A 12,579-nucleotide genomic window follows, 5' to 3' on the forward strand; every position below is an offset into this window, starting at 1 on the left:
AGGATATAGGTGAGCGGAGGTGTCGGAGTCTCTATTATCTTTTTTCTCTCTCTTCTTAATTTCAACGCCAGTGCATAAAAACAAGAAACCAACAAAATCCCTAAAAAGCATGCAGGAATTTCATTGGTTTTTCATTAACAAGAAAGATTTTCTTTTGTGTTCTCATATACAGCTCTTGGACCACCAATTAATTTAGGACGGGATTTCGCCAGTGTGACATGAGCATTTCCTAGTTCCTTCAGCGAGGTTCTGATTGGTACAGCAACATGCTTTAAGTGCATACCAATAAAGGTGTCGCCAATATCGATTCCGCCATCTGCCTGAATAAACTCTACGACCACCGGATCTTCCATCTGCTGAAAAGCAAAAGTGGCCATAGCTCCACCGGCATGACGCACCGGTACAACAGAAACTTCCGGTAAGTTCCTTGCTAACATTACTTTTCTTTCGACTACTAAAGCTCGGTTTAAATGTTCACAGCATTGAAAAGCAAGCGAAATCCCTGCTTGCTGCTGAAATTTTTGGCATTCTTCAAAAATTAAGGAAGCGACATCTACCGTTCCCGCGGTACCAATCTTTTGGCCGATAACTTCACTTGTACTGCAGCCAATCACAAATAATTGCTGTTCTTTCAGCTGTGCCTGTTCTTGATATTCCGTTAGAATCGTTTGTAACTGCTCCTTTAGCTTAAGTGTTTCCTCATTCAATTCAAACACCCCTCTTCAAGTTACCTACATTTCTTATACTATAACCATCATTGCACAAAGATATAGGGAGTACAAGTATACTATTCTTTAATTTGAAAACGACAAATGGTTTGCTGCAATTCTTCTGCATGCGCTTGTAATTCCAATGCTAATCCATCCACCTTGCGAATAAGTGCCGTTTGATTATCCGCAATATTCGTTACCTGTTGTGCTCCGGCAGCCGTTTCTTCCGCAATCGCTGCAACTTCTTGCGATTGCTGAGTTGTTTCATAAATTTGCTGTTTTTGCTTATGAATCAATTCGGTTATATCAGCTGTTGCATCTATCATTTTATTTGTAGTTTCATTCATTTCATTGAAAATTAAATTCGTTTTCTTCCCTGTTTCCGCTTTTTCTTGGGCATTCTCGACTTGGTTTGTAATTTGCGTGACGACATTTTTAACTTCTGTCTGCATATTACGGATAATCTCCGCAATTCCTTCTACTGCTTTACCACTCTCATCAGCAAGTCTTCTTACTTCTTCAGCAACCACGCTAAAGCCAGCACCATGTTCTCCAGCTCGTGCAGCTTCAATAGAAGCATTTAATGCTAATAAATTCGTCTGTGAGGCAATTTCTCCAACAAGCTTTAACACTTCTTCAATTTCTTTAGAGTGAATTTCTAAATTTTGCACAGACTTTAAGGAATGCGTATTTTCTACTGCCAACTCCATCATCCCATCCACCAAGGAACGAACTACTGTATTTGTCTCTATTAACTTTTCAGACATTTGTCCGGAAATAGATTTGGACATATTCGCTTTTTCTTCCACACTAAGAGCGATATTCATTGATTCTTCCACAGACTCTGCTGATGCTTGTACACTTTGTGCAGACATTTCAGCCCCCCCAGCAATTTCTCCAACCGAATTAGAAATTGCTAATGTTTGCTCCAGTGCATTATCCGATTCAGCAGAAATCCGTTTTACTGTTTCGTTTGTTTTGTTAAAATTATTTTCAATACTTTGAACCATGTCGCGTAAATTAAAAAGCATATGATTAAAGGCTAATCCTAAAGATTTAATTTCATCATCTGATTTTGAAACTTCCGCATCTTGGCTTATATCTCCATGTGCGGCTTTTAATGCACTTTGTTCCAATCGCTTTAACGGTTTAATAATAAACCCCGCCGCCAAAAAGCCCAAAAAACCAGACCAAAATATACCTAATACTAAGGTGACAATATTAAAAATAACGGAACTAATGGCGATTTTGCTTTCAATGACTGGATAGAGAATATACATAAAAAAAGCACTTGTTGAATACGTAATAATCGCAAGAATCGTAATAAATAGCGCCAATTTCTTTCGTAAACTAAACTTATACTGCCCCTTTGTTCCCACTCTTTTTCCCCCTCATGAATAAGAAACACCTTACCACTCACTTTTTGTTATTTTTTCCATTATTTTATCTATCAAGATTTCTAATTCTTCATATGTGTCTCGATACATCGAAACAGTCCCTCCAAAAGGATCACTCACATCCCCATTCAGGTCATCCTCTGCATATTCTTTTATCGTAAACGTTTTCTCAATGGAGGATGGATATGCTGACACAAGCATATTTTTATGTCCTTTTGTCATAGTGAATATATAATTCGCCCAGTCTATTAACTCTTTTGTGACCATTGTGGAAAAATGGTTATGCTGGATTCCCTTTTCAGAAAGAACCTCCTGCGCCTGCAAAGATGCAGCACTACCATCTACCGCATAGACTCCAGCGGATTTGACTTCGACATCAGCAGAAAATTTATGCTTTAAAATAGCTTCTGCCATTGGACTTCTGCACGTGTTACCTGTACAAACAAACAATATGCGAATCATCATTTATCCTCCTTTATATGGTTCTATTATAGACCATTTTACCTAAAAATTCTATTTAACCTACAAAGAAGACGGTGCAAATACTCGTTTATTATCGGTTAAAACTAGTATATTTTTAGCATTTATTAATTGTTAGTATTTTACACTACCTAAAAAATTGTCTTTTCACTCTATATTTTCTAAACAAACGAACGCGAAATGGCTTTCACCAAAAGATGAAAGCCACTTCTCCGTATCTAGAACTACTATAAACTAATAAGCAGCTTGATTCCAAAAATAAGAAGGATTCCTCCTCCAAGCATTTCTCCATAGGAGCCTAACCAACCCTGTACTTTTCTTCCAATTAGTAAGCCTAACCACGTCAGCACCATCGCACTAATTCCAAAGCAAAGCAGAACCACTACTGTTCTTGCCTGATATATTCCTAGACTTAAACCAACGGAGAAGCTGTCCAAACTAACACTAACCGCAAATAGAAGCAAGCCGAGACCAGCCGGCGTAATGCGACTTGTCTCCACTTCTTTAAATCCTGTCCAAATCATTTGAATTCCTAATATAACCAGAAGTGCTCCACCTATATATCCGGCTATTTCACTAAAATTTTCCGAAAGAAACTTCCCTGTAATCATCCCCAGCAAAGGCATTATTACATGAAAAACCCCAATTATAAAACCGATTTTTGCGATTTGCTTTAATCTTAATTGAAACATCCCCATCCCTAGCCCAACCGAAAATGCATCCATTCCTAAAGCAAATGCCATTAAAATAAGTGTAAAAAGTTCTCCTACGACTGCAGACATTTTTTGGCCCCCTTGGACTTGCTCATTAGAGATTATGCACGTCCAAGTTCTTTTAGAAGTAAGAATCTGCAAATAATTTAAGAGCTAACTTCTGATTTAAATACTATTTTATTACTTGGTGGGAAGCAGCTTTCATCAGTCTGTTCATAACAGCTTGTCCAACACCCTCTGTCGGAAAAATTTCTCCGAAAATAATATCCACTTGCTGATGATCAAAGCTTCGCAAACCATCATATAGATCAGCGGCTACCGTAGATAGATCCTGTCGCTCACCACAAGCATAAATAAAATCAGCTTGATAGAATACTTTATTTTCCTCTGTAGTTAAGACACCGACTCTATGTCCCTTTTGTTTTTCTTCTTCTATTAGTAATTGAATTTTCTCCTTAGAACCATCGACTAAAAACAATGGCGCATTGGGAGCGTAATGAGTATATTTCATGCCAGGTGACTTTGGTTTTATTTCCGTATCAGTCAGCGCCTGATCAACTTTCACTTCGCCAACAACACTTTCTAGTTGTTCTTTTGTAATGCCTCCTGGGCGGAGAATCATTACTTTCTCATCCGTACAATCCACAACAGTAGACTCTACACCTACTCCTGTGGAACCACCATCCACTATTCCGGCAATGTATGTATCTAAATCTTCTTTCACATGAATTGCTTTCGTAGGACTCGGTTTCCCAGAACGGTTAGCACTTGGAGCTGCAATGGGCAGGGCTGATTGCTCAATAATCTGTAATGCAACAGGGTGATTAGGCATTCGAATCCCTACTGTAGAAAGACCAGCAGTCGACAACTCCGATAACACCCCATTTTTCTTTTCGAAAATAATCGTAAGTGGTCCCGGCCAGAAGGCATCCATTAATTTCTCCGCTGTCTCCGGCACTTTTTCAACTAATTCATCTAATTGCTCTCGTTTTGCAATATGGATGATAAGCGGATTGTCAGACGGTCTTCCTTTAGCAGCAAATATTTTTGAAATGGCGGAATCTTCTTTTGCATTTCCCCCAAGGCCATAAACCGTTTCTGTCGGAAACGCAACCACCTCATTTTTTCTTAAAAGATCAGCAGCTTGTTTTATTTGTGAATAACTTTCCTCTTTATCCACATTTTTATCCACTGACCAATAATTTGTCTTCATTCAAATCCACCTTTTTCCATTCTAATATCAATTTCTCTAAATCGCTTCTTATTCCTCATTTTTCGACAATACCACCATTTGTGAAAAAGGACAAGTTTCTTCTTAAATGGGGATAAAAATCTGACTTGTCCACAAATTGTGAATAAACACCCCTGAAAAGTGGATAACTTTTGCTATTTATCCACAATATTCATCGGAATATACATAAAATGTGACTTATCAACAGTGTAAACGTTTTTTACAGTATTCGACTCTTTCATTGCTGCTGGAATGTTTTCTTCTTCTATCGCTTGAAATCCTAATAAACGAAATAATTGCATGGAATGCGGATTATGAACCTTACAATAGATAGCATCCAGGTCTTTATCCTTCGCTAATTTTAACGCTTGCTGTATTAAAAACAATATATCTTCCACATTTCCTTTAGAAAGAACCATCGAACGCAGTAATCCTGTTTTCCCAAAAGGTTCTATTCCAATTGTGCCTATCAGAGTTTGATCAGCTTCCGCTTCCATAAGCAAAAAGTAGTCCAGCCATTCTTGCAACCCTTCTACTGTCACTTCTGCATTTGTTAAAAAAGCAGCAATTCTTTCTAAATCTCCTATTTCTGCTTGTCGAATGATATGCATCTTCCTCATCCCCTCACCATCTAGTATTTAATCTATTACTATGAAATGATGGAGGAAAAAATGCGAGATTTCTTACTTAAGGCCAAATTCTTTTATTTTGTTATATAGCGTTCCTCTTGATATTCCTAGCAATGTTGCTGCAGCACTCTTATTTCCATAGGTTTTTTTGAGCGCTTCTTCTATTCGTTCCATTTCGTTATCTTCCCTATTCCCTCTTTCACCCCGAATAGAAACCTTATACTTTTCCACAATTTCTGCCGGGATATGTTCAAGCGTTAATTCTCTATTCCCCTCACATACTAATACACTATGCTCTATCACATTCTTCAACTCTTTTATATTACCTGGCCAATCGTATGAACATACAATATGCATTGCTTGTTCATTTATTTTTATTATGTTTTTCTGATATTTTTCATTGTACATCTTTATAAAACTATTAACTAAATGCGGTATATCTTCTTTTCGGTTGCGGAGGGGAGGAATTTCAATATGGACAACGCTAATTTGGTAATAAAGCTTTTCGTTAAATTCCCCTTTTCTTACTAACTCTCCTAGAGGCTGGGTAGAAGATAAAATAAGTCTTGTTGCTGGCTTTTTCTGCTGCTCCCCACCAACCCTAGTAAAGGATCGCTCTGTCATATAGTGCAAAAGTTTTTCCTGAACGGCTAAAGGCATTTTATCTACTTCTTCGATAAAGAGTGTCCCTGACTCAGCCTGTTCTATCTTTCCTTCTATTTCTTCTGGATCTCCTGCATTAAAAGTCATTTTCTGATATCCAAACAGTTCCATCTCCACCAAATCTTTTGGAACAGTGGAACAATTTAACGATAAAAACTGATTCTTTCTTTTCGATCCCCCATAGTGAATCGCTTGCGCTAGCTGTTCTTTTCCGGTACCTGTTTCTCCAGATATAAGAACAGGTATTTCAGCCGAGGCTATTTTTTGTGCCATTTCAACCGCTCTTTTCACTTCTTTGCTGCTTGATAAAATAGAAGAAAAAGGCTCATCTTTTTGTACATATATAGAGGTAGTCGAATCTAATTCTTGATTTAGGTGTATTAGCTTCGTAATATCATGTTCTGTTGAAATGCCACCGATTATTTTATTATCTACAAGAACAGGTGAAGCATTAATTAACACATGTGTATGTTCATTTGGGTGATGATACGTTCCTCTAATCGGATTGCCTTCTTTTAAAATACGATGCAATTGAATCGAATCTGTTTCAAAATGCTCGCCAATTTTTTTGCCGATAATCGCTGCTTTTGTAATTTGATAGGTATCTTCTGCTACACTATTCCAGTAAAAAACGGTTCCATCACTATCTACTGCTGTTACAGCATCATTCATTGTCTCTGCAAGTGTTTCAAAATAAGTAGCGAGATATTTATTTTCCTTTTGTAAAGCTTGGATTCTTGCTGCTGCAGTTACAATCCCTTGAAATTCATTTTGTGTCTTTATAATGACTGGTCTTAACCAACTTAGATTTTCTCTCTTTATATCCTGTACAGCAATTACCTCTGAAGGTAATATATTACTTACTTCTAGCCAATCTTTTATTGTTTGATTATTCCTTACAGCTGCTAAAAGGTATTGCTCTTCATTTCCAATCGTAAATAGCTGCTCACTTTCAATAATAACGTAGGAATAATCTGCTAACACCTCTGTTAGCGTGCTAATTTTTTCGTTGTCTGAGAGGATGGTAAATGAAGTTTCAATCTTCATTTGTGAATCTGTAAACATATCTTTATCCTTTCTTTCCTTATTATTGTTAATTTATCACTAAATAACCGTTTTTTCCAATAAGGGAAAATGGATGCGATTTATGCTATAGAAAAAAGCTGGCTCTAATAGGACTACACTCGAATGATTAAAATGCAGAAGGTACTACTTCCTTCTAGTAATATTCTTGTGTTCCTAATAGAGTCAGCTTGATAAAGTTGATTTATTTTCGACTATGGATTTAACACTGCTTGCTAGCACTTTTCCAAAAGCCAGCTAGAGCTAGCAATTACACTGATTACACTACTTTTTTTGTGCTTAGTTTCGCTTGTGTGAAAAGCAGCAGATAATCGAATCCTCCTGCTTTGGAGTCCGTTCCAGACATATTAAAGCCCCCGAATGGATGCACCCCTACTAATGCACCAGTACATTTCTTATTAATATACAAATTGCCGCAATGCTGATTTTCTAATGCATACTCGATTCGATCTTCTTGAGAAGAAAAAAAGGAGCCAGTCAAGCCATATTCGGTATCGTTGTATACTTCAATACCTTTTTTCCAATCAGGTACCTTACAAATTGCAAGAACTGGACCAAAAATTTCCTCTTTCATAATGCGAGCATCTGCAGGAACATCGATAAAAATGGTTGGTTCAATATAGTAGCCATTTCCTTCTGCACGCGACCCGCCTATTGCTAGTTTCCCTTCGTTTTTTCCAATTTCAATATAGCCTAGTATTTTGTTTAATGCTTTTTCATCAATTACTGGCCCTACTGCTGCATTAGTCTCTGGTAGGCCAATAGCTAGATTTTTTGTTCGTGTTAGTACCTTTTCTACTACTTTATCGTACACAGATTCCACAATCATTGCTCTAGATCCGGCAGAACATTTTTGACCTTGAAAACCAAATGCCGCTGCCACAATCGCTTCTGCTGCTGCATCAAGATCTGCTGTTTCATCGACTACAATGCCATCTTTCCCACCCATTTCGGCTACAATTCGCTTTAACCATATTTGGCCCGGCTGTACAACAGACGCACGCTCATAGATACGACAGCCTACAGCACGAGATCCAGTGAAGGAAATGAATCTTGTTTTGGGATGCTCCACTAAATATTCTCCTACTTCCAAGCTATCGCCAGGAAGATAATTAATAACACCTGATGGTAAACCCACTTCTTCCATTAATTCCACAAACTTAGCGGCAATAACTGGTGTATTATCGGACGGCTTTAAGATAACAGTATTCCCCGATACGACTCCAGCAACTGTTGTCCCTGCCATAATAGCAAGCGGGAAGTTAAATGGAGAAATAACAATTCCAACCCCAAGCGGAATATAGGTAATCTTATTATCTACTTCACCAGCTGTCGGGTACAGCGGTTGATGGATCGATGTCTCACTTAAACGAATCATTTCTCTCCCGTAAAACTCAAGGAAGTCAATTGCTTCCGCAGTATCTGCATCTGCTTCAACCCAGTTCTTCCCTGACTCTAAGATTAAGTATGCGGAAAACTCATGTTTTCTTTCCCTCATTAATTGTGCAGCTTTAAACAAATATTCAGCACGCTCAGCTGGTTTTACTTTCTTCCATGTCTCAAACGTATGCAAGGCTTCCTGCATAGCCTTTTCCGCATACTCTTTATTCCCTTTACTTACTTCTCCGATGACTTCATCCACATTCGCCGGATTAATCGATACCGTTTTTTCTTCTGTCATTATTTTGGCTTTGCCAATTACAAGAGGGAATGTTTTTCCTAATTCCCTTTTTACTTTTTGAATAGCCGCTTCCATTGCATGCTGATTCTCGATTTGAGTAAAATCGGTAAACGGTTCATTTTTATACGGTGGGATACTTGTCAAATTCGTCATCTTTATTTCTCCTTTTTTGTTTATATTTTTTCATCCTAAGTCTTGCAAACTTAATATATAAAAAGGGGAGCTCGATTCAATCGACTTACTTAAATAAGTTTTTCAAAATAAACCAAACGTTTGCTGGTCTTTCTGCCAATCTTCTCATAAAATAGCCGAACCAATCTTTTCCGTATGGCACATACACTCTTACTTTGTACCCTTCTCTCACTAGCTTATTTTGCAAATCCTCACATATTCCATACAGCATTTGAAATTCAAACTTGTCTTTAGCAATCCCCTGATTTGCGGCAAGCTCTTTAGTGAATTGGATTATTTTTTCATCATGGCTGGCAACAGCTGTGTAGTTTCCATTCAGCATATGCATTTCAATAATTTTTTTGTAATTTTCGTCTACATCCTTTTTCTCTGGAAAGGCAACATCCGGTGGCTCTTTATAAGCTCCCTTTACCAAACGCAGATTTGCATTTAATTCATTCAAACGTTTCATATCTTCTTCTGTTCGATACAAATAGGCTTGAATGACCAAACCAACATTATCATATTCCTTGCGGAGCTCTTCATAAATATCAATGGTTACTTGGCAATGAGCGTAGTCTTCCATATCAATGCGGACAAAGTTTCCGTATTGGCTGGCTCTAGAAACAATTTTCCGCATGTTATTCAAGCATAAATCCTTATCAATATCCAACCCCAGTGATGTCATTTTGACTGATAAATGGGAGTGAACGCCAGATGCATGAATCTCATCTAGTGTTTTTAAAGACATTCTCGTTGATTCATCGGCTTCTTCTTTCGTGTAGACAAACTCTCCTAAATGATCAAGCGTAACCACTCTACCAGATTTGTTTAATTCGCTGACTTTTGAAATTGCTTCTGCTATCGTTTCACCAGAAACGAATCGTTTCGCTCCAAAGCGTAAACCATATTTGCGAGCTAGTTTATTGGCGGACTTATTCTTAGCTAATGACTGAAACATATTTCTCAATGCAACTTCCATTATCAAGCTCCCCTTTTGAACACTTTTGTTTAAAATTTAAACACTGTACATTTGTGTATAATTCATATTTCGATTATACAATAATACCAGCTTTGAAATCTATAATTTTCTGATTAATTTTTATTATTAAAATACTGGAAGCGCATAATTTTTTCTTTTGATTGCGGCTTAAAATTTAGAGGGGAGAGTATAAGAAGTGATTAATGAGGCTGACGATCACATAAAAAAGACTGTCCGACTAGTACGCTTTTAAAAGAAGGTTCTAACCCCTCTTTTAAAAGCGTACTTCATAGACAATCTCTTAACTAATTTTGTATGTTCTCGCGTTGTGTTTTCTTCTTGTCATTCTTTTTGCTAATACTCCATATTTAGGAGAGCAAAGGAAGCTTATCATAAAAATGATGCCTGTAGAAAAAGCCATCGCCCCTGAAATAGAGGTATCTAACCATACCGCCATATAATAGCCAATAAACGCCGCTAGAATCCCAAACCCACTGCTTAACAGAAAAAGAAAGGATAATCGATCTGTCCATAAATAAGCGGCGGCCGCTGGAGTAATAAGCATCGCTACTACCATAATGGCACCGACAGCATCAAAAGCAGCCACTGTTGTTAAGGATACTAAAGACATAAATAAATAATGCATAAAGATAACAGGAATGCCCAGACTTGCTGCAAGTGCTGGATCAAATGAAGTAATTTTCCATTCTTTATAGAATGCTATAATGACCAATAGAACTACAAATAGCACGGCGCTTAGTAATACTACTGCCTCTGGAACCCTTCCTAAAATCGGAACTTCTACTCTTTCCCATGGAATGAAAGTAATTTCCCCCATCAACGTATGTTTCACATCTAAATGAGCATTACCTACTTTTGTTGCAATTAAAATGACCCCTATCGCAAATAGTGTAGTAAAGACAATTCCAATCGAAGCTTCTTGCTGAACTCCGTGTGTATGCAGCCACTGAATGACAACCGCAGTAACAAGTCCAGCAATAACCGCTCCAATTAACATATGAATTCCTGTTAATTCTCGTGTTATTAAATAAGCACACACTATCCCCAATAACACGGTATGACTAATAGCATCAGCCATCATTGCCATTCTTCTTAAAATCAACAAAACGCCAATTAAACCACAACTTAGTCCTACTAATGAGGCAGTCAACAATATCCAACCAGTATAGCTCATTATTGTTCTACCTCCCTCGTCATTTTTACTAACTCCATGCCCTTCCTTTGTCTTTTCTGTTGAAAAAAGACAACAGCCAATCCTTTTTTACTTCCTAAAAATAAGGAGATAAAGAAAATAGCAGCTGCGGTTACTACGATAAACGGACCAGTTGGCCATCCTTTTCCAATTGTGCTTAAAAATGTCCCCATCATTCCGGAGGCTCCTCCAAACAAGGCGGAAAGAATCACCATCACTTTAAAGGATTCTGTCCAATATCTAGCACTTACACTTGGAATTATTAATAAGGCTGCCATTAATATGACGCCGACCGCTTGAATACCAACCACAATAACTAAAACAAGAATTGCCATGTAGAGTGCATTCATCCCAGTTATGGATATACCTATTCCTTTTGCAAAGCTTGGGTCGAACAAAAAGATTTTCCACTCTTTAAAAAGAATTACTGTTAAGAAAAGTACAATAATAGCCACCATCATCATAGTCCAGACATCTCTTGATACCATGGATGCCGCTTGCCCAAATATAAAACTATCCAGCCCGCTCTGATTACCGCCAGGCATTCGATTAGCAAATGATAACAGCATAATCCCTAAGCCGAAGAAAACAGATAACACAATTCCCATGGCTGCATCTTCTTTCACACGACTGGAGCTTCTGATCCACTGAATAAGAAATGCACCTAATAAAGCGGTAATCGCTGCTCCAATTATCATAACAAAGAGATTTTTTTCTCCCAGTAGTATAAACCCTAATACCACTCCTGGTAACGCAGCATGAGAAAGAGCATCACTCATTAAACTTTGTCTCTTCCAATAAGCGAAGCTTCCAATAACACCTGCTGCCATTCCTAATAAGAACGTACTGAATAATACAGATTGCGCATTATAAGATAGAATACTAAACATTATCTCTTCTCTCCCATCCAGTGCAATGTACCACCATACGCTTTCCTAATATTTTCTTTTGTAAAAGTCTCACTTGTAGGACCATGGGCAATGACCGTTTTATTTAATAAGAGAACATGGTCAAAATATTCTTCAACTGTCTGCAAATCATGGTGGACGACCATGACTGTTTTACCTCGCTCCTTCAGCATCTTTAAGGTTTCCATAATCGCCTTTTCCGTTGTCGCATCTACTCCGGCAAGCGGTTCATCTAAGAAGTATAGATCAGCATCTTGCGCAAGCGCGCGCGCAAGAAACACGCGCTGCTGCTGGCCACCTGATAACTGACTAATTTGACGATCTGCATAGTCTTCCATCTTCATTTCTTTTAAAGCTGCCATCGCCTTTTGTTTATGCTCTTTCTTCGGCCACTTGAGCAACCCTATTTTCCCATATAAGCCCATTGTAACTACATCGAGAGCATTTGTTGGAAAGTCCCAGTCTACCGAACCACGCTGGGGCACATACCCAATTCTCGATTTTGCTGTTTGATAGGTTTCACCGAAAAAATTCACCTCTCCACTAATAGCATGGTGAAGCTCTAATATTACTTTTAACAAAGTGGATTTTCCAGCCCCATTTGGTCCGACGATACTCGTCAGAGTTCCCTTCTCCACTTGAAAACTAACATCAGATAACACTTCATTTTTTCGATAAGCAGCGGACACATTTTCCACTGTAAGTATTGTTTCCATCT

At 38.0% G+C, this 12,579-nt stretch carries 12 protein-coding genes; all 12 read right to left on the reverse strand.

Annotated features, from left to right (window positions below):
• Positions 1-134: 134 nt before the first annotated feature.
• The 12 genes from C2I06_RS16805 to C2I06_RS16860 all read right to left on the reverse strand — a co-directional run bounded on the left by C2I06_RS16805 (position 135) and on the right by C2I06_RS16860 (position 12,577).
• Positions 135-707, reverse strand: a complete 573-nt coding sequence (locus tag C2I06_RS16805; RefSeq protein WP_095329581.1) for a TIGR01440 family protein — start codon at positions 705-707, stop codon at positions 135-137.
• A gap of 80 nt (positions 708-787) precedes the next feature.
• A complete protein-coding gene (locus tag C2I06_RS16810; protein ID WP_095329580.1) occupies positions 788-2,089 on the reverse strand; it encodes a methyl-accepting chemotaxis protein in 1,302 nt (433 codons plus the stop codon).
• A gap of 30 nt (positions 2,090-2,119) precedes the next feature.
• Positions 2,120-2,569, reverse strand: coding sequence for a low molecular weight protein arginine phosphatase (locus tag C2I06_RS16815; protein ID WP_095329579.1), 450 nt, complete (start codon positions 2,567-2,569; stop codon positions 2,120-2,122).
• A gap of 245 nt (positions 2,570-2,814) precedes the next feature.
• Complete coding sequence (locus C2I06_RS16820; RefSeq protein WP_095329578.1) at positions 2,815-3,369, reverse strand: manganese efflux pump MntP; 555 nt, start codon at positions 3,367-3,369, stop codon at positions 2,815-2,817.
• 103 nt (positions 3,370-3,472) lie between these two features.
• Entirely contained in the window at positions 3,473-4,513 is a 1,041-nt protein-coding gene (locus C2I06_RS16825) for an L-threonylcarbamoyladenylate synthase (protein WP_095329577.1), read from the reverse strand.
• Positions 4,514-4,686: 173 nt separating this feature from the next.
• Entirely contained in the window at positions 4,687-5,142 is a 456-nt protein-coding gene (locus tag C2I06_RS16830) for a GNAT family N-acetyltransferase (RefSeq protein ID WP_095329576.1), read from the reverse strand.
• 72 nt (positions 5,143-5,214) lie between these two features.
• Positions 5,215-6,888, reverse strand: coding sequence for a sigma-54 interaction domain-containing protein (locus C2I06_RS16835; RefSeq protein ID WP_123258489.1), 1,674 nt, complete (start codon positions 6,886-6,888; stop codon positions 5,215-5,217).
• 277 nt (positions 6,889-7,165) lie between these two features.
• Positions 7,166-8,740, reverse strand: coding sequence for an L-glutamate gamma-semialdehyde dehydrogenase (gene pruA, locus C2I06_RS16840; protein WP_123258490.1), 1,575 nt, complete (start codon positions 8,738-8,740; stop codon positions 7,166-7,168).
• An 85-nt stretch (positions 8,741-8,825) separates the two neighbouring features.
• Positions 8,826-9,740, reverse strand: a complete 915-nt coding sequence (locus C2I06_RS16845; protein ID WP_095329573.1) for a proline dehydrogenase family protein — start codon at positions 9,738-9,740, stop codon at positions 8,826-8,828.
• 301 nt (positions 9,741-10,041) lie between these two features.
• A complete protein-coding gene (locus C2I06_RS16850; RefSeq protein ID WP_095329572.1) occupies positions 10,042-10,935 on the reverse strand; it encodes a metal ABC transporter permease in 894 nt (297 codons plus the stop codon).
• Positions 10,935-11,843: a metal ABC transporter permease gene (locus C2I06_RS16855; RefSeq protein WP_095329571.1), complete on the reverse strand. Its 909-nt coding sequence runs from the start codon at positions 11,841-11,843 to the stop codon at positions 10,935-10,937. Before C2I06_RS16855 ends, C2I06_RS16850 begins: the two co-directional genes overlap by 1 nt.
• Positions 11,843-12,577, reverse strand: coding sequence for a metal ABC transporter ATP-binding protein (locus C2I06_RS16860; protein ID WP_095329570.1), 735 nt, complete (start codon positions 12,575-12,577; stop codon positions 11,843-11,845). Before C2I06_RS16860 ends, C2I06_RS16855 begins: the two co-directional genes overlap by 1 nt.
• Positions 12,578-12,579 lie beyond the last annotated feature (2 nt).

It is taken from the genome of Niallia circulans, from assembly GCF_003726095.1.
Classification (GTDB): domain Bacteria; phylum Bacillota; class Bacilli; order Bacillales; family Cytobacillaceae; genus Niallia; species Niallia circulans_A.